The 17,963-nt window shown below is 69.1% G+C and carries 18 protein-coding genes; 11 read left to right on the plus strand and 7 right to left on the minus strand.

The genetic code is table 11. The features are described 5' to 3' along the window. Positions 1–92 precede the first annotated feature (92 nt). Positions 93–1,415, minus strand: coding sequence for an ABC transporter substrate-binding protein (locus KUM03_RS01295; RefSeq protein WP_217244989.1), 1,323 nt, complete (start codon positions 1,413–1,415; stop codon positions 93–95). A gap of 272 nt (positions 1,416–1,687) precedes the next feature. On the opposite strand from KUM03_RS01295, the gene KUM03_RS01300 reads away from it, so the two are divergent. Both KUM03_RS01300 and KUM03_RS01305 read left to right on the plus strand, forming a co-directional pair. Beyond that, complete coding sequence (locus KUM03_RS01300) at positions 1,688–4,141, plus strand: glycoside hydrolase family 2 protein (protein WP_217244990.1); 2,454 nt, start codon at positions 1,688–1,690, stop codon at positions 4,139–4,141. Continuing rightward, a complete protein-coding gene (locus tag KUM03_RS01305) occupies positions 4,138–5,166 on the plus strand; it encodes a LacI family DNA-binding transcriptional regulator (RefSeq protein ID WP_217244992.1) in 1,029 nt (342 codons plus the stop codon). The genes KUM03_RS01300 and KUM03_RS01305 overlap by 4 nt, the downstream gene beginning before the upstream one ends. A 100-nt stretch (positions 5,167–5,266) precedes the next feature. On the opposite strand, the gene KUM03_RS01310 is transcribed toward KUM03_RS01305, so the two are convergent. Both KUM03_RS01310 and KUM03_RS01315 read right to left on the minus strand, forming a co-directional pair. After that, positions 5,267–6,229 carry an ROK family protein gene (locus KUM03_RS01310; RefSeq protein WP_217244994.1) on the minus strand — a complete coding sequence of 321 codons (963 nt, stop codon included), beginning with the start codon at positions 6,227–6,229 and terminating at the stop codon, positions 5,267–5,269. Positions 6,230–6,314: 85 nt separating this feature from the next. Beyond that, positions 6,315–6,740 carry a hypothetical protein gene (locus KUM03_RS01315; RefSeq protein ID WP_217244996.1) on the minus strand — a complete coding sequence of 142 codons (426 nt, stop codon included), beginning with the start codon at positions 6,738–6,740 and terminating at the stop codon, positions 6,315–6,317. A gap of 502 nt (positions 6,741–7,242) precedes the next feature. On the opposite strand from KUM03_RS01315, the gene KUM03_RS01320 reads away from it, so the two are divergent. Further along, positions 7,243–8,541: a cellulase family glycosylhydrolase gene (locus KUM03_RS01320; protein ID WP_217244997.1), complete on the plus strand. Its 1,299-nt coding sequence runs from the start codon at positions 7,243–7,245 to the stop codon at positions 8,539–8,541. A 73-nt stretch (positions 8,542–8,614) separates the two neighbouring features. Here KUM03_RS01320 and KUM03_RS01325 read toward each other — a convergent pair whose 3' ends face one another. Next, positions 8,615–8,860, minus strand: a complete 246-nt coding sequence (locus KUM03_RS01325) for a DUF397 domain-containing protein (RefSeq protein ID WP_217244999.1) — start codon at positions 8,858–8,860, stop codon at positions 8,615–8,617. Next, positions 8,857–9,726: a helix-turn-helix transcriptional regulator gene (locus KUM03_RS01330; protein ID WP_217245000.1), complete on the minus strand. Its 870-nt coding sequence runs from the start codon at positions 9,724–9,726 to the stop codon at positions 8,857–8,859. Before KUM03_RS01330 ends, KUM03_RS01325 begins: the two co-directional genes overlap by 4 nt. 161 nt (positions 9,727–9,887) lie before the next feature. Between KUM03_RS01330 and KUM03_RS01335 the strand changes: the two genes are divergently transcribed. The 7 genes from KUM03_RS01335 (at position 9,888) to KUM03_RS01360 (ending at position 14,967) form a co-directional block, all read left to right on the plus strand. After that, a complete protein-coding gene (locus tag KUM03_RS01335) occupies positions 9,888–10,340 on the plus strand; it encodes an ATP-binding protein (protein ID WP_217245001.1) in 453 nt (150 codons plus the stop codon). A gap of 394 nt (positions 10,341–10,734) precedes the next feature. Next, entirely contained in the window at positions 10,735–10,953 is a 219-nt protein-coding gene (locus tag KUM03_RS01340; RefSeq protein ID WP_308406220.1) for a hypothetical protein, read from the plus strand. Between the two features lie 114 nt (positions 10,954–11,067). Then, positions 11,068–11,265: an RHS repeat-associated core domain-containing protein gene (locus KUM03_RS38055; RefSeq protein ID WP_308406227.1), complete on the plus strand. Its 198-nt coding sequence runs from the start codon at positions 11,068–11,070 to the stop codon at positions 11,263–11,265. A 556-nt stretch (positions 11,266–11,821) separates the two neighbouring features. After that, positions 11,822–12,196, plus strand: a complete 375-nt coding sequence (locus KUM03_RS01345; RefSeq protein ID WP_308406221.1) for an SMI1/KNR4 family protein — start codon at positions 11,822–11,824, stop codon at positions 12,194–12,196. 490 nt (positions 12,197–12,686) lie between these two features. Next, the gene (locus KUM03_RS38980; protein ID WP_217245002.1) at positions 12,687–12,992 is read left to right on the plus strand and encodes a hypothetical protein; all 306 of its coding nucleotides are present in this window, start codon (positions 12,687–12,689) and stop codon (positions 12,990–12,992) included. Positions 12,993–13,194: 202 nt separating this feature from the next. Then, positions 13,195–13,593 carry a hypothetical protein gene (locus KUM03_RS01355; protein ID WP_374225244.1) on the plus strand — a complete coding sequence of 133 codons (399 nt, stop codon included), beginning with the start codon at positions 13,195–13,197 and terminating at the stop codon, positions 13,591–13,593. Between the two features lie 459 nt (positions 13,594–14,052). Continuing rightward, positions 14,053–14,967, plus strand: a complete 915-nt coding sequence (locus KUM03_RS01360; protein WP_217245004.1) for a HipA family kinase — start codon at positions 14,053–14,055, stop codon at positions 14,965–14,967. A 62-nt stretch (positions 14,968–15,029) separates the two neighbouring features. Here the strand turns inward: KUM03_RS01360 and aceB are convergent, their stop codons facing one another. Both aceB and KUM03_RS01370 read right to left on the minus strand, forming a co-directional pair. Beyond that, positions 15,030–16,652 carry a malate synthase A gene (gene aceB, locus KUM03_RS01365; RefSeq protein ID WP_217245005.1) on the minus strand — a complete coding sequence of 541 codons (1,623 nt, stop codon included), beginning with the start codon at positions 16,650–16,652 and terminating at the stop codon, positions 15,030–15,032. A 184-nt stretch (positions 16,653–16,836) separates the two neighbouring features. Further along, positions 16,837–17,436 carry an NTP transferase domain-containing protein gene (locus KUM03_RS01370; protein WP_217245006.1) on the minus strand — a complete coding sequence of 200 codons (600 nt, stop codon included), beginning with the start codon at positions 17,434–17,436 and terminating at the stop codon, positions 16,837–16,839. Between the two features lie 197 nt (positions 17,437–17,633). Here KUM03_RS01370 and KUM03_RS01375 point away from each other — a divergent pair, with 197 nt between their 5' ends. Next, positions 17,634–17,948, plus strand: coding sequence for a DUF5955 family protein (locus tag KUM03_RS01375; RefSeq protein ID WP_217245008.1), 315 nt, complete (start codon positions 17,634–17,636; stop codon positions 17,946–17,948). The last annotated feature ends 15 nt before the right edge of the window (positions 17,949–17,963 follow it).

Below are 17,963 nucleotides of genomic sequence, written 5' to 3' on the forward strand. Positions count from 1 at the left end.
CGTCGTCCGCTGAGGGCACTGGGTGCCGGGTCCCGTTCTCCGGGGAAGCGGGGAGGGGACCCGGCGGGTGCTGGGTTCAGGCGGGGCCGGGGTCAGGAGCCGACGGTCTGCCTGGCCTCGGACCAGCGCTTGTTCAGGTCGTCGAAGTAGCCCTCGAGTGATCCGTCGACGGCGCCGCGGGCGATGTCGATGAGCTTCTTGCGGTAGTCGGGCTTGTTGAGTCCGATCTCGGAGGCGTTGTCTATGGCGTCCACCTCGGCCGTCCGTGCCGCGGAGCGCTCAATCATCTTGACATCGTTGTCAACGTAGTCCTTGAGCGTCTCCGGCATCCCCTGGGACTTCAGGGCGGAGACGGCGCCCTCCTTGGCCGCGTACCCGGACTTCTCGGTGAACCAGTCGATCCACGCCCGTGCGGCTTCCTTGTGGTCGGAGTGGATGTTGACGGCCTGCTGGTAGTCCGAGACCAGGGTGGAGCAGAACGTGCCGTCCTTCTGGAACGGGAGGGGCATGAAGCCGATGTCGTCGGGGTTCTGGCCGGCCTTCTCGGCCGCGTCCCGCATCTGGTTGACGGCCCAGGAACCGAGCACCATGCTGCCCACCTCGCCCTTGGCCAGGAGGGTCTTGGAGCTCTCCCAGTTGGTGGTGGCCGGGTCCTTCTCCGACAGCTTCTCGTGGACGATGTCGTGGAGCAGGGTGTCGAGGGCGTTGAGGTCGTTGCCCTCGGCCCACGGCTTGTCCATGTCGGCGAGCTTGTTGTGGCCCTGGGTGTCGCAGCTGACGGAGCCGACACTGTTGGTCCAGGGGCTCTCGAGCGGCCAGCCGTCCTTGAAGTTCGTGTAGTACGGGGTCGCCCCGGTCTTGTCCTTGATCGCCTCGAGGTCGTCGAGGAACTGCTCGGGGGTCGTCGGCCAGTCGGTGACCCCGGCCTTCTTCCACAGTGCCTTGTTGTAGACCAGGCCGTTGGCGGTGCCGAAGGTGGCGATGCCGTACGTCTTGCCGCCGACGTCGGTCTTGTCGGTGAAGCGGTAGGTGGGCTTCATCGCCGAGGTCTCACCGAGCGGTGCGAAGAACTTGGGGTAGTCGCCCTTGGCGACCGCCGACGGGATCAGCAGGACGTCACCGTAGTCCTCCGTGTTCATGCGGATCTTCACCTCCCCCTCGTAGTCGGTGAGGCCCTCGAACTCGACCTTCACGTCGGGGTAGGTCTTGTTGAACTCGGCGGCGTACTTCTTCATCGTCCCGTCCTCGACGAGGTCGGTGCGATTGGTGAGCACGGTGATGTCCCCCGAGACGCCGTCCGGGTTCACCGGCGCGGCGGCGGTCTCGCCGGCGTCCGCGCTTCCCCCTCCGCTGCACCCCGCAACGGTCAGCATCGCGGTGGCAAGCAGTGCGACGCTCAGCGTCCTCTTCCCCATGTGCCCAGCTCCTTTCCAAGGATCACGGCTCGGGCTCCGGTGGTGGTTGACGGCGACTATGTCAGTCACACGTGAACCGGTAAAGCTTCCCAAACGCTCGCGATACTTAATCGTTACCTGAGGTGAGAGGCAGGATCGAGTAATCCTTGTCCCAACTGTGGCGCAGTGAGGGCTCCCGTCAGGGATTGAGGGCTAGACCGGTTCACTTCTGTGGGGTTAGGTTGAACCGCGTTGCATACGACACCGGGCCCGTCCCGCCGAAGGAGCCGTACATGAAGGAAGTCTTCCCGCTCGCCGAGGGCTGGAGCCTGAGCCACAGCGACAACCTGCTGCCCGCCCAGGTCCCCGGCTGCGTCCACACCGATCTGCTCACGGCCGGCCTGATCCCGGACCCCTTCCTCGGCGCCAACGAACTCGACGTGGCCTGGGTCGGACAGCGGGCCTGGACCTACGTCCGCGACCTGTCGGCCACCGACACCACCGGGGAGGAGCACGAGCGGACCGACCTGGTCTTCGACGGGCTCGACACCGCCGCGACCATCACCCTGGCCGGGCGGGAACTGGGCCGCACCAGGAACATGCACCGGCGTTACCGCTTCGACGTCACCGGTCGCCACGGGCGCCTGGAGGTGGACTTCGCCTCCGCCTACGACGAGGCGGCCTCGGTGCGGGCACTGACGGGGGAGCGCCCCAACGTCTACCCGGAGCCGTTCCAGTACATCCGCAAGATGGCCTGCAGCTTCGGCTGGGACTGGGGTCCGACCCTGGTGACCGCCGGCATGTGGCGCCCGGCCCGGCTGGAGCGCTGGTCGACGGCCCGGCTGGCCGAGGTGCGCCCTTTGGTGTCCGTGCACGACGGCACGGGCCGCGTCGAGGTACGCGTCGATGTCGAGCGGACCGCGCAGGGGACGGCCCGCCCGCTCGCCGTGCGTGCCGCCGTCGGGGACGGCCTCGCCGAGGCGCGCGGCACGGTGGAGGGGACCCACGCCGTGCTGACGCTGGAGGTGCCCGACGCCGCCCTGTGGTGGCCCCGCGGCTACGGCGACCAGCCGCTTCACGACCTGGAAGTCGTACTCGTCGAGGAAGCCACCGGTCCCGGCGCCGAAGAGCGGCCCCTCGACTCCTGGCACCGACGCATCGGCTTCCGGACCGTGGAACTGGACCGCTCCGCGGACGAGCACGGCACCCGGTTCACCCTCGTCGTCAATGGCGTACGGATATTCGCACGAGGGGTCAACTGGATCCCCGACGACGTCTTCCCCTCCCGCATCACACCCGAGCGCTACCGCACCCGGTTGCGTCAGACGGCCGACGCCGGCGTGGACCTGGTGCGGATCTGGGGCGGCGGAATCTACGAGGACGACGCCTTCTACGACGCCTGCGACGAACTGGGCCTCATGGTCTGGCAGGACTTCCTCTTCGCCTGCGCCGCCTACCCCGAGGAGCAGCCGCTGCGCGGGGAGGTCGAGGCCGAGGCGCGCGACAACGTTGTCCGGCTGATGCCCCACGCCTCGCTCGTGCTGTGGAACGGCAACAACGAGAACCTCTGGGGCTTCCGCGACTGGGACTGGGAGCCCGAGCTGCGCGGCGACTCCTGGGGCGGCGGCTACTACCTGGACCTGCTCCCGCGCATCGTCGCCGAACTCGACCCCACCCGCCCCTACTCCGCCGGCAGCCCCTGGTCGGGCTCCTGGGACCACCACCCCAACGACCCGGCCCACGGCACGTATCACTCCTGGGAGGTCTGGAACCGCCGGGACTACGCCGAGTACCGCGACTCGGTGCCCCGCTTCGTGTCGGAGTTCGGCTGGCAGGCGCCGCCCGCGATGGCGACCCTGCGGCGCGCGCTGCCCGGCGAGCGCCTCGCGCCCGACTCTCCCGGCATGCTGCACCACCAGAAGGCGGAGGACGGCAACGGCAAACTGAACCGGGGAGTGGAACGCCACTTCGGGCTCCCCGAGGACGACTTCGACCGCTGGCACTACCTCACCCAGGTCGTGCAGGCCCGCGCGATCGCCGCCGGCATCGAGCACTGGCGCTCCCACTGGCCCGTGTGCGCCGGCACCGTCGTCTGGCAGATCAACGACTGCTGGCCGGTCAGCTCCTGGGCGGCCATCGACGGCGACGGACGGCTCAAGCCCCTGTACCACGAGCTGCGCCGGGTCTACGCGGACCGCCTCCTCACCCTCCAGCCGGGCGACGGCGACGGCGACGGCGCCCCCGTGCTCGCCGTCGTCAACCAGTCCGCCGAGCCCTGGCAGGCACGCGTGATCCTGCGCCGCCTGCGGGCGGACGGCACCGAGGTGGCCCAGCACGTGCTCGACGTGACCGTCGCCGCCCGCACGGTGCACCGGCACACCGTGCCGCAGGACCTGGTCCCCGACCCGCGGTCGGCCAAGGAATTCCTGGTCGCCGACATCGACGACCTGCGCAGCGTGCACCTGCCCGTCACGGACCGCGAGTTCGCCTACCCGGTCCCGCACTACGACGTGGTCGTGGAGTCCCCGCTGGGTGCCGGGACGGGTAGTGTCGAGGTCGTGGTAACCGCACACACCCTCGTACGCGACCTCCTGTTGCAGGCCGACCGGCTCGGACCGGACGCGGTCTGCGACACCGGACTGCGCACTCTGCTCCCCGGCGAGCAGCTCCGCCTGCGGGTCACGGGTGCGACCGACACCAGGGCCAACGCCGTGCGAGCGGCACTGTTCTGCGTGGAACCGGCGTGAGCGCACCGTCCGTACGCGTCACGATCAAGGACGTCGCCGCGGCCGCCGGCGTGTCCAAGGGAGCCGTGTCCCTGGCGTTCAACGACAAGCCGGGGGTCTCCGACGCCACCCGGGAGCGGATCTTCGCGGCGGCCCGCCGGCTGGGCTGGGCCCCGAACAGCTCGGCCCGCAGCCTGTCGCGCCAGTCCGTCGACACCGTGGGCCTGGCGATCTGCCGGCCCGCCCGGCTGCTCGGCCTGGAGCCGTTCTACATGGAGTTCGTCTCCGGCATCGAGAGCGTGCTGGCCGAGCGCGACTGCTCGTTGCTGCTGCGCCTGGTCGGCTCGCTGGAGGAGGAGATCGGGCTCCAGGAACGCTGGTGGCGGGCGCGGCAGGTAGGAGGCTCGATCCTCGTCGACTTCCATGGCGAGGACCCACGGATCGCCCCGCTGCGGCGCATCGGCCTCCCGGCCGTGGCGGTCGGCCACCCGTCCCTCACCGGCGGGTTCCCGTCGGTGTGGACCGATGACGCCGCCGCCGTCGCCGAGGCGGTGCGCTATCTGGCGGTGCTGGGGCACCGGCGCATCGCGCACGTGGGCGGTCCCCGGGGGCTCGGGCACAGCGCCATCCGTACGACCGCGTTCGAGCAGACCATGACCGAACTCGGCCTGGAGCGCGGGCCGCACGTCGAGACGGGCTTCTCGGGGGAGGACGGCGCGCGCGCCACCCGTTCCCTGCTGCTGTCCGCCGAGCGGCCCACGGCGATCCTCTACGACAACGACATCATGGCGGTCGCCGGACTGGGCGTCGCCGCCGAGATGGGCGTCTCCGTGCCGGACGACGTGTCACTGCTGGCGTGGGACGACTCCCAGCTCTGCCGGCTGACGCATCCGACCCTCTCGGCGATGAGCCACGACGTGCACGGCTTCGGCGCACAGGTCGCACGGGTGCTGTTCGAGGTGCTGGCGGGCCATGACGTGACGTCCCTGCCGGTCGCGACACCGTCACTAGTACCACGGGCGTCCACCGCCCCGCCTCCCGCGTAGAGGTGGCGGGCACGGACGGCTGAGGGGCGCGGCGCCATGCCGCGCCCCTACGGACACGAGGTTGCCTGCCCGTGCCCGTGGTACCGCACCGGAATCGACGTCAGTGGGCGACCGACGAAGCCGCTTCGCCCCATTCGAGGAGTCGCTGCCGGGCGGCCGCCGCGGCACCGATGAGTCCGGCGTCCCGCGCCAGAGCGGCGGGACGCACTTCGAGGTCACGTACGAAGTCGAGCACCGCGAAGGCGCGCAGGTGGCGGCGCAGCGGGGTGAACAGCGTCTCGCCCGCCTGTGCGACACCGCCGCCGATGACCGCGACCTCGATCTCCAGCAGGGTCGCGCTGCCGGCGATCGCGGCGGCCAGCGCTCGGGCCGAACGGTCGTAGGCGGCCAGGGCCCGTTCGTCGCCCTCGCGTGCGGAGGCGGCGACCGCGGCGGCGGTGACTGACGAGTCCGGCCCAGGTGACCAGCCCGTCCGTGCGGCGTAGCGGGCGATGGCCGTCCCGCTGGCGTACCCCTCGACGCAGCCGCGCGCCCCGCAGGCGCAGGGCGGTCCGTCGATGCCGACGGAGATGTGTCCTATGTGCCCGGCGTTCCCCGAGGGGCCGGGGTGGAGCCGGCCGTTCAGGATGTATCCGCCGCCGACGCCGGTGGAGACCACCATGCACAGGGCGTTGGCGACGCCCCGCGCGGCACCGAGCCAGTGCTCGGCGGCGGCCATGGCCACCGCGTCCCCGAGCAGGACCGGCTCGAGGCCGGCGAAGAGCATCGGATGGTCGCGCACGCTCGCGACGAGCGGGAAGTCCCGCCAGGCGGGGATGTTCACCGGGCTCACCGTGCCGGCCGCCGTGTCGACGGGGCCCGCGCTGGCGATCCCCACACCACGCACCGTGCCCCAGGCCGGAGCGGTCGACAGGGCATCGATCACGGCGTCGACGGTCCGTGCCATGCGTGGGGCGGACTCCCGGGCGGGCGTGGGGAGCTCGGCGCGGTGGACGACGGTTCCCCGTTCGTCCACCAGGGCTCCCGCGATCTTGGTCCCTCCGATGTCCAGGGCGGCGTACACCGATACGGTCCTTTCTCCAGTCGCCCCCGTTGAGGCGACCACGGGTGCGACAACGTTGTCAAAGAATGGAAATGGACTGGAGGCCCTAGGCGGCCGCGCCGCGCCTGTTGGCAATCGAGCCCACGGCGGCCACGAACAGGGTGCCGCTGCCCTCGACCCGGACGTCCTCGTCCGAGGCGGAGAGGAAGCAGGAGTCGCCGGGGCCGATGCGCAGCGGCTCGGTGCCGCCCGTCCCGGTGCGCAGCCGGACCGATCCGTCCACGCAGAAGGCGATGCGAGGGCCGGCCGTGGGCGCGACGGGCCCGCCGGAGCCGTCGAGCTCGGTGCGGTAGAGGGCGAACTCCGCCACCGGGCAGTCGTACAGCCAGGTGGGCCCCGGCCCCGGGACGCTTCTCGGGGTGACCACCGGCACCCGCACCGCCGGGTCGGTGACCCGCAGCAGCTCGGGCACGTTCACCTCCTTGGCGGTCAGCCCCGCGCGCAGCACGTTGTCCGAGTTGGCGAGCCCCATGCGTACGGCTTGATGATCGGTTGAAGTAGGTCCACGGTCGTACGTTAACTGCGGCCGAACGGCTTTCGCGGACACTCGGCCTCCTGTTATTGAACCGGTATAGTTGACGCCCCGAAGTTCGCATGTACCGGTTAATCAGAGTGGGACCGTAGAGCCGCCTGGCGCGACTGTCAACCAGTTGCGCGGGACGCTCTTCCGCTCGTTGACAGCCCTGGAGTCAGACCTTGTTGGTGCTGCCCAGCGGGTTTAGCGGTTTAGATTTTTCGGAGTGTTCGGCTCGCTGAAGCGAATCTTGAATCGTCTATTGACATGGATGGAACATTCGGTGCCTCATGGTGGCGCTGAGCGGCGCGGTCCTCTTCCGGCCGCCTCACCGTCAGTCGGCATTACTCGTCCGGTGTGCTCCCTGCAACCCGACGCCCTTCAAGGCGGACTCGCCGCGGGTGGCGTCCGCCGTCGCCCGACATCGTTGTCATTCCGTCTGACCCATCCGAGGAGACACATGCGAAAGCCAAGAAGCACGCTGCTCACCACCGCGGGGGCGGCCTTCGCCGCCGTTCTCGGGCTGCTGCTCTCGCTCGCCGGGCCGTTCGTCGGGCGGGCGGAGGCGGCGGCCGCGGGCATCCACGTCAGCGACGGACGCGTCGTCGAGGGCGACGGCAGCGCGTTCGTCATGCGCGGGGTCAACCACGCCTACACCTGGTACCCCGAGCAGACCGGCTCCATCGCCGACATCGCGGCCAAGGGCGCCAACACCGTCCGCGTCGTGCTGGGCAGCGGCGGCCGCTGGACGAAGACGAGCGCGTCCGAGGTGTCCACGCTCATCGGCCAGTGCAAGGCCAACAAGGTCATCTGCGTCCTGGAGGTGCACGACACCACCGGCTACGGCGAGGACGGCGCCGCGACCAGCCTGGACCAGGCGGCCGACTACTGGATCAGCGTGAAGAGCGCGCTGGAGGGCCAGGAGGACTACGTCGTCGTCAACATCGGCAACGAGCCCTTCGGCAACACGAATTACACGGCGTGGACCGACGCGACCAAGGCGGCCATCGCCAAGCTCCGCGGCGCCGGCATCGGCCACGCCCTGATGGTCGACGCCCCCAACTGGGGCCAGGACTGGTCCGGCACGATGCGGAACAACGCGGCTTCGGTCTTCGCGTCCGATCCTGACCGCAACACCATCTTCTCGATCCACATGTACGGGGTCTACGACACCGCGACCGAGGTGCGGGACTACCTCAACGCCTTTGTCGGCAACGGACTGCCCATCGTCGTCGGCGAGTTCGGCGACCAGCACAGCGACGGCAACCCCGACGAGGACGCCATCATGGCGACGGCCCAGTCCCTCGGCGTCGGCTACATCGGCTGGTCCTGGAGCGGCAACGGCAGCGGGGTCGAGTACCTCGACATGGTCAACGGCTTCGACCCGAACTCGCTGACCAGCTGGGGCGACCGCTTCTTCAACGGGAGCAACGGCATCGTCGAAACGTCCGAGACCGCCACGGTGTACGGCGGCGGTGACGACGGCAGCACGGGCGGTACGGCTCCCAACGGTTACCCGTACTGCGTGAACGGCAGCGCCTCGGACCCGGACGGTGACGGGTGGGGCTGGGAGAACGACCGCTCGTGTGTGGTGCCCGGCGGCGCCGCGGACAGTGGTGGCGACGGCAGCACGGGCGGTACGGCTCCCAACGGTTACCCGTACTGCGTGAACGGCAGCGCCTCCGATCCGGACGGTGACGGGTGGGGCTGGGAGAACAGCAGGTCCTGCGTCGTTCGGGGGAGTGCCGCGGATCGCTGACCGGGCCAGCCTGTACCGTGATGCTCCGCCGAGGGAGGGTTACCTGGGCGGAGCGTTCGGTCGTACGGCGGCGTCAGTGGGCGGTCGTGTACGCGAGGAAGCGGGTCCAGGCCGCCGGGGAGACGGCGAGCTGGTCGCTCTGACGTACCTTCGAGTCGCGGACGTGCACCGTCTCGGGGCAGGAGGCCACCTCGACGCAGTCGCCGTCGCCGCTGCTGCTGTAGCTGGACTTGTGCCAGGCCAGGGCAACCTCGACGCAGTCGCCGTCGCAACCGCTGCTGTACGAGCTTTTGAACCAGGCCAGTTCCGTCGTGCTCATGAGGCTCCTCGCATCTGCTGCAACAGGCCCAGGGAGTCGTCGAGGGAGAGAGCCTGTGACCGCATCCTGGCATACCTCATCTGGAGGACGCTGACCTCCTTCCGATCGGCGACGAACATGCCTCCCCGCTGCCCCTCGTTGTAGGCGAACCAGCGTGCCTCGGGTGTCTCCAGGAGCTGCATCGGGCCGGCCAGCCCTGCATGGGCGTTCCGCACCAAGGGCATCACTTGAACCTCCACGTTCCGCAGCTCGGCCAGTCCCAGCACGTGGTCGATCAGCTCCCGCGTCACCTGCGGCCCACCTGTGCGCCGCAGGAACACATGCTCCTCCAGAATAAAGCTGAACGCCGTGTTCGGCCGCTCCCTCAGCAGCCGCTGGCGTTCCGCCCGTGCCACCCACTGAGCCTCGATCTGGTCGTCGCCCAGTGGTGGCAGTTGGTTCGTGAACAGCGTGCGCGCGTACGCCTCGGTCTGCAACAGCCCCGGAAGCAACCGGCATTCATACGTGTACAGACTCACCGCCTCCGCCTCGAACCGAGCCCACTGCCGGAACCAACTCGCAAGCCCCGGCTGCCGCGACAGATGCCGTGCCGCACCCCGCAGCGCCCCGAACCCGTCGAGGATCTCCTCCGCGCGCTCCACGAAGTCCACCGGCGGAAACCGCCGCCCCTGCTCGATCGACGCCACCGTCGGTACCGAGTACCGCACCTGCGGCGCGAACTCCTCCTGCGTCAGCCCCGCCCGCTTGCGGAACGCCTTGACGACCTCCCCGAAGGTCCTGAGACTGTCCGACCTCTCCGGCTCCCCGCCCCCGCAGAGCGCTTCCGCGCTACCCGCGCTACCCGCGCTACCCGTACCGTCCGACATCCAGGACACCTCCCGCACGTACACTCACCCGGGTCAACCCGCCCAACGGGCCCATGGTCACGGATGGTTACCTCTACCGTCCACCGTCCGTACCCGTACGCTAACCCTGCGTACCGGTCGCCGAGCTGGTGGGAGAACGTAGCCGCAGGTGGGATGGCGGCATGAGACCAGCCTCCACCTCCCGACCTCCGGTCACCGCGCGTGTGTTCGTCCAGCGGTTCAGCTCCACCCCGCGTGGTGCCAGACTGGCCCGCCACCTCGCCCTGCACCGCCTGGACGCGTGGGGTGTCCCGTACGGCTCGGTGTTCTCCGACACGGCCGCGCTGCTCGTCGCGGAGCTGGCGGCGAACGCCGTGACGCACGGCCGGGTGCCGGGGCGGGACATCGAGGTGCTGCTGCGGCTGGACGCATACACGCTGCGGATCGACGTGTCCGACAGCCGGGGGGAGCGCCGCCCGCGCGGGCCGGGAGGCGCTGACGCGGTGGCGCCGGATGATGCCGAGGGCGGCCGGGGCCTGCTGCTCGTGTCCGCGCTCGCCGACCGGTGGGGTGTGCTCGACCGCGTCCCCGTCGGTAAGACGGTCCGCGCGGAGCTGGACCTGCAGCCTCAGTGAGCGACGGCGGCGGCCCGTCCCCGTGTGATTGTCGTGCATGTGCTCGCCCCGTGCTCGGTCGAGCTTGGATGCGCGCCCCAGGTGGGGCATCCACTACGCGGACTTGCTCTGTGCGTGCTCGTCTGCGTGCTGCAGTCCGTCGCGAAGGGGCACGGGGTCCGACTGCGGGCGCCATTGGACGTAGTAGACCCAGCGCCGCCGCAGGTGCCCGAGGCGTATTACTCGTACCACCGTGCCAACGTTGCCCGGTTCACGAAAGTGGGTGACAAGGTCGCCCGTGTTGAACTTGGGTGGACGCATGGTCACGCCTGCGTGCCAGTGAGTTCGGCGGCCGTGCAGGTGGCCCGGCCGTGGCTCCCGGTGGCTGTACGCGTCCGACTACGTCACGACCAACGTGTACGACGAGATCTACCAGCTCGTAGAGGTCGTCAACGCCAAGAACGGCAAGGTCCGATACCTCTACGACGAGGTCGGCAACGTGGCCCGCGTCATCGACCCGAAGAAGAACGCCTCGGCGGACCCGGACGACTGCACAACCAAGACCGACTACGACATGAACCACCGGGTCGTCGCGGTCACGGACGCGGCCGGACGCACGGTCAAGCAGTCCTAAGACAAGGACTCCCTGGCCGTCTCCACGACCGACCAGGAGATCAACACCACTCGCAACCACTACGACGAGCGGGGCAAGCTCGCCGTCATCCAGGTCCCGCACGACAAAGACACCATCCGCGACGAAGTCGTCGTCGGCTCCCGTGTTCACGCCGCGCGCGGTCAGGAGTCGTACAACGCCTACCGCTACAACTCAAAGCGGTGGGACGCGGCCTCCGGCACCTACGACATGGGCTTCCGCGACTACAGTCCCGGCCTCAACCGGTTCACGACTCGGGACATGCGGCAACCCGGTCAGCAACGTAGAGGTTGACGGACACTTCGCAATCCCGCTCATCTCCGTGGCAGTGGCAGGCTTCGCAACGGCGCTCTACGCCGCTACACCTGACGGGCAGGCGGACCTGGCGGAGATGGCGAGGTCCATAGACCAACTGCTTCCTCGCGCCGGAGATCTGCGTTCCACAACTTGGTTGCTCTACATGGTAGGGCAAATGCAAGGATGGCCAGCAAGGTGGAATCCAACGGTTGGAAGGCCCTCAATGCGGGAAACGAGCTGTTTATGTCGGTCGTACCCGTGTACGGAGACCCCCACTCGGCCGTCCCTACGACGATTCAGGTCGGAATGACTGTGTATGGGCCTCAAGGCTCGCGGAGCAGTTTCTCATGTACTGTGATCAACTCCAGGACGGGCAAGGGGTCCACATGCTAGGAGGGGATTGACATTGGCAACGCTCTCAGAGATAAGGGCCCTACTGGGTGAACCGCAATTCCTCTGGTCGGATCCGGCTCCTTGGGTCGAATTGCGACGGGAATTTGGAATACACTTTCCTGCGGATTTTCGCGAGATCGCGGACGCCTACGGTTCTGTCGTGATCAACGGGCAATTGTATCTGAAGCATCCTGCCGGCCATCTTCTGCACAGCCTGAAGGAGAACATCAGAGATGATCTCGAATTCTGGCGCGAGGAGGACATGGCGGAATTTCTTCCCAGCGAGGTGGGTGGGCGTCCAGGTGAGTTGATTCCGGCGCTACCGGCTACGACCGGGGAGATGGTCTTCCTTCGCGTCCCTGGTGAACCCTCATCGCCGTGGCGTGTTCTGGTTCATGAGTTCGACAGTCCGGCCTGGGCTCTCCACGAGATGACGTTCAGCGATTGGTTGCTGGCTTATCTCGGAGGTGAGGATGTGACTGTCTGCTCTCGCAACCTTGCGCCGGACGGTCCGTTCTACGAACCTCTCCCCTGAAGAGGAAGTGAAGGCCTCCCTTGTCTCGGGGCCCATTCCAGAGGTAGAGGCAACGCAGTGGGCAACTGGCTGTCGCCAGGAACTTGGCGAGACGCTCGGCTGGGGCTTCCCAGCCGAGCGTTTCGCATGGGCGGCCGTGAGTTTGGCAGCGACAGTGTCCCTACTGCTCGCGGGTTTGGGCGGCAAGTTTCGCTTCTCTGGAACGTGCTGCCAGGCGCTGGACGGGTCGCAAAAGTAGGCGGGGGCGTCGGCCTGAAGGAACGCGGCCTCGACTATGCGGTGGGCGTCTCGTCCACGACCACCGCGCAACCCGAGGACGCACAGCCTTGCACCCCGCCGACCCTGGCCGGGGCCGACGGCCGGTCCCGGCCTGCCCTGAGTCGGCGCAGACCGTGAAGAGCCTGGTCACCGCGGCCGGGAAACGCGCCGCGCAACCGGTGCAGCGGCGGGAGGGATCGCGGCCCGGCAGAGGCCGCGGCGGACGCAAGGCATGTACTCGCGCTTCGTGAACCTGCGGCTCCGGCCCGCTGGACGTGAGATCCGCGAGGCCACGGCCAGCACCGGGCTTCCGGTCCGCCGGCTGCTGGCCGAATGGCCTGGAGACCAGGACGAGCTCGTCCAATGTTGGCTCTCCAACCTGCCCGAGACCATCCCGCTGCCCGTCCTGGTGCACACCGCGAAACTCTGCCGGCGCATCGAGAACGACTACCGCGAAATGAAACGGGCCCTGGGCCTGACTCACTTCGAAGGCCGAACGAGGTGGACCGTCGCGTGGTCGGCTGTAGGACCACCGTGATCTGCACAGTAACAAGTGGGGGAGCAAGAGTTGTTCTTCTGTTTCTGGTCAAGGGTGGGGAATGATGATTAAGGCGACCAGCGAAGGCCATGAAAGAATCCCGCAGGCCGAGGAAATGCGGGAGGTCGCGGCGAGATGCGTGGCGCGGTTGACGCGCCGCAGACGCCTGCCGCTCGATTACTCTCCGGCTAGCCTGCGAGTGGTGGACTTCATGATCGACGGGCTGCGCAAGGGCGACCATGAGCGCAATAGGCTCGACGACTTGTTATTGGAGATCGGAGCGTACGTCGGCGAGGTACTGGTCCGCCAAGCCGGGGCCGTGTGGATCGACTTCGACGGGGAGCAGACGGTGTTCTTCAAGCAGCCGGTGGGTGTGCTGATGCCGGACGGGCGAGTGTGGAGCCCGCTGGGCAGGGTCGTGAACCGATTCGAAGTCGGTAACGAGGCGTCGTTGCGTGACTTCTTCCTGACGCTACCGGGGCGTCGCAGGCGCGCCCTGTCGGGCCGGCCGCAACGGCCACCGTCAACGGCGTGTACGGAGCGGGGCGAATCCGGCCGGTGGGGAATACCTCGACCAGGCGTGCCTGGATGCGCGCACTGACGGGGCGGACGTCGTTCGGGTGTGCGGCCTTGGAGCCTTGCACCCGACTGTGCTGCTCACTACACGACCAGGCAATGCCGTCGCTGTGAAGACGTGGAACACCTGCACGTGGAGCCCGCACTGGCCGAGGTCGGCATTATCGCGCCGTGCGCTGAGGGATCGTAACCCGGCAGTGGGCGGTGGCTCCGAGGACGGACTTCATGTCCTGCGCCATACGTACGCCTCGATCATGATGGAGGCGGGAGAGTCCGTCGTAACCTTGACGCAATGGCTCGGGCGCTCCTCGCCAATGATCATCCTTGGTTACTATGCTCACTTCGTGCCGGAGGCGGGGAGAATCGCAGGTCAGTCGAAACTCCCCAGATTCTCCCCAGGGCCGTTGACGGGCGAACTGGACCCTGCGGCTCCTCAGAGGCTGATCGTTGACTGCAATGCTGAAGAGATGGATGGCCTGGGAAAATGCACCATGAGGTGACTGTTACCCGCTACATCACGCCCCTGCGTGAGGGTGGCTCGCTGCCGGCGCTCGTAGAGGCCGACGACCTCGGCACCTACGTCCTGAAGTTCACCGGCTCCGCGCAGGGCCGCAAGGCGCTGGTCGCCGAGGTGATCGTGGGGGAGCTGGCGCGGGAGCTGGGGCTGCGGGTGCCGGAGCTGGTGCTCGCGCACTTCGACCCGGCGATCGCCGCCGACGAGCCGCACCAGGAGGTGCGGGACCTGCTGGACGCCAGCGCGGGGCTCAACCTCGGCATGGACTACCTGTCGGGCGGCGCCGACCTCACGCCCGAGCTGGCCGAGGTGTTCCCGGTGGACGCGGAGGAGGCCGGGCGGGTGGTGTGGCTGGACGCCCTCACCGTCAACGTCGACCGCACGGTGCACAGTTCCAACCTGATGGTCTGGCCCACCTCCGGTACGGTGCCCCCGCGGCTGTGGCTGATCGACCACGGCGCGGCGCTGGTCTTCCACCACCGCTGGGGCGCGTCCCCGCCCGAGAAGGCGTACGACTTCCGCCACCACGCCCTCGGCCACCACGCGCCCGACGTCCGGGCCGCCGACGCCGAGCTGGCGCCGAAGGTGACGGAGGAGCTGCTGCGCGATGTGGTGGGCCGGGTGCCGGAGGCCTGGCTGACCTGCGAGGCGGGGCTCGGCACGCCGGACGAGGTACGTGCCGCCTACGTCGAGTATCTGGGCGCCCGCGCCCGTGCCTCCCGGCAGTGGCTGCCGACCGGCTTCCCGACCCGTGAGGAACTCGCCGCCGAGAACGCCGCCCGCGCGGAGCGCACCCGGCGCGGCCGTCCCGACTGGCTCAAGCGCGTCCCCGACCTGCACGGCAAGCCGCCCGCCGAGCAGGACTGGTCAGTGCACCTGGGCTGAACGCACGACCGCGCCCCCGGTGCTGTGCGGTACCGGGGGCGCGGTCGTGCCGTAATGGGGCGTCAGCCCTTCAGCTGCTCGTACGCCGGCAGCGTCAGGAAGTCGGCGTAGTCCTCGTCGAGCGAGACGGTCAGCAGCAGGTCGTGGGCCTGCTGCCAGTTGCCGGCCGTGAAGGCCTCGTCGCCGATCTCGGCGCGGATGTTGGCCAGTTCCTCGGCGGCGACCTTGCGGGCCAGCTCGGCGGTGACCTGCTCGCCGTTGTCGAGGACGACCTCCGCGTTGATCCACTGCCAGATCTGGGAGCGGGAGATCTCGGCGGTGGCCGCGTCCTCCATCAGGTTGAAGATGGCGACCGCGCCGAGGCCGCGCAGCCAGGCCTCGATGTAGCGGATGCCGACCTGGACGGCGTTGACCAGGCCCGCGTACGTCGGCTTGGCGTCGAGGGAGTCGATGGCGATCAGGTCGGCCGCCTTGACGTCGACGTCCTCGCGCAGGCGGTCCTTCTGGTTCGGCTTGTCGCCGAGGACCTTGTCGAAGGACTCCATGGCGATCGGGACCAGGTCGGGGTGGGCGACCCAGGAGCCGTCGAAGCCGTCGCCGGCCTCGCGGTCCTTGTCGGCGCGGACCTTCTCGAAGGCGACCTTGTTGACCTCGGCGTCCCGGCGCGAGGGGATGAACGCCGCCATGCCGCCGATCGCGTGCGCGCCGCGCTTGTGGCAGGTGCGGACGAGGAGTTCGGTGTACGCGCGCATGAACGGGGCGGTCATCGTCACCGCGTTGCGGTCCGGCAGGACGAACTTCTCGCCGCCGTCACGGAAGTTCTTGACGATGGAGAAGAGGTAGTCCCAGCGGCCGGCGTTCAACCCGGCGGCGTGGTCGCGCAGTTCGTAGAGGATCTCCTCCATCTCGTACGCGGCCGTGATCGTCTCGATCAGGACGGTGGCGCGGACGGTGCCCTGCGGGATGCCGACGTAGTCCTGCGCGAAGACGAAGACCTCGTTCCAGAGGCGGGCCTCCAGGTGCGACTCGGTCTTGGGCAGGTAGAAGTACGGGCCCTTGCCGAGGTCCAGCAGGCGCTGGGCGTTGTGGAAGAAGTAGAGGCCGAAGTCGACCAGGGCGCCGGGGACCGGGCGGCCGTCGACCTGGAGGTGGCGCTCGTCGAGGTGCCAGCCGCGGGGGCGCATGACGACCGTCGCCAGCTCCTCGGCCGGGCGCAGGGCGTACGACTTGCCGGTGCGCTCGTCCGTGAAGTCGATGGTGCGGGTGTAGGCGGAGGCCAGGTTGAGCTGGCCGAGGACGACGTTCTCCCAGGTCGGGGCGGAGGCGTCCTCGAAGTCCGCGAGCCAGACCTTCGCGCCCGAGTTGAGGGCGTTGATGGTCATCTTGCGGTCCGTGGGGCCGGTGATCTCGACGCGGCGGTCCTGGAGCGCGTCCGGAGCGGGGGCCACCTTCCAGGAGTCGTCCGCGCGGATCGCGGCGGTCTCCGGGAGGAAGTCGAGCGTGGAGGTGCGGGCGATCTCGGCGCGGCGCTCCGCTCGGCGGGCGAGGAGCTCGTCACGCCGGGGCGTGAACCGCCGGTGCAGCTCGGCCACGAAGGCGAGCGCCGCATCGGTGAGGACCTCCTCCTGCCGGGGCAGGGGCTCGGCGTCGACGATGGCCAGCGTGGACGGCGCTGGTGCGGACATGAGCTGTCACTTCCTTCAGCGGTGGCACCGGGTGCCAGGGGGCGCGTATGGGGCATAGCGCACTCGCTGTGCGGTCGAGTGCTTCTGGACAGTGGATAGTAGTTTCCTCATCGTGGAACTTCAATGGTTTGTTGATGTCGAGATTCTCTGAGTCGAGGGACAGTGGCGCCCAGTGCCACACTCCTCACTCAAGGTGGCGCAGGTCGGCCTCGGTGTCGATGTCGTACGGCCGCGCCACGTCCCCGCACTCGACGAGCGTGATCTCCGCCATGTGTTCCCTCAGATAGACGCGTGCCCCCCGGTCCCCGGTGGCAGTCGCCATGACGCCCGCCCAGTGGTCGGCGCCGAGGAGGACGGGGTGGCCGCGCACGCCCGCGTACGCCGCCGACACGAGGGAGGTTTCGTCCCGGAATCCGCCGCGCACCCGCGCCATCGCCTCGGCGCCGATGCCGGGCTGGTCCACCAGCGAGATCAGGGCGGCTCCTGCTCCCGTCCCGGTGAGCGAGGCGAGTCCGGCGCGCAGCGACGACCCCATGCCCTGTTCCCAGTCGAGGTTCTCCACGACCACGCAGCCGTCAAGCGCCGCCCGAGCGCGTACGGCGTCGGCGCGCGCCCCCAGAACCACGTGCACGCGGGCGCATCCGGCCGCGCGCAACGAGGCGATCGCGTGTTCGGCGAGTGGATGTCCGAGGTGTTCGAGCAGGGCCTTCGGCCGTCCGCCGAGCCGCCGTCCGCCCCCGGCGGCGAGCAGCAGCCCCGCCACCTGCTCTTCGGTCTCCGTCATGCGTCCTGCATACCTGACGGGCCGCCAAACCCCGGCGTGCGGACAGGGATTTCGGAGGCTGAATTTCGGCCCGCGCGGTGGCGCGTCCGGCAGGGGGTGGCGTTTACTGGCCCGCGTCCCCGGCGCCCGGCCAGTGTCAGGGGCGCTCGGCACGTTCACCACGTAGGGGCGCACAACGGGGTGCGAGGGGGAGGGCTGTGTTGCGGAGCTTGGGGCAGGGGCAGGTGACCGTCGGCGACGAGGACGTGCGCGTGGTCGCGCTGCGCACCGCGGTGGCGCGGCTGCGCCGCCAACTCGCATTGCTGCCAGCCGACTTCCCGGACCGGGCGATCGCCGAGGACGAACTCGCCGACCTCGCCGCGATGGCGGCGCACGGTGTGCCGGAGGTGCCGCGGCTGCACCGCTCCCTGTTGCTGATAGCGGGCGCGATCGGCTCCGTCAGCGCCCTGTCGCGGGGGCTGACGGAGGTCCGTCACGCCGTGGAACTCTTCGGCGACCCGCCGCGCCGCTGAGCGGCGGGTCGCGGA

The sequence above is a fragment of the Streptomyces sp. AC602_WCS936 genome, from assembly GCF_019049125.1.
Lineage (GTDB): Bacteria > Actinomycetota > Actinomycetes > Streptomycetales > Streptomycetaceae > Streptomyces.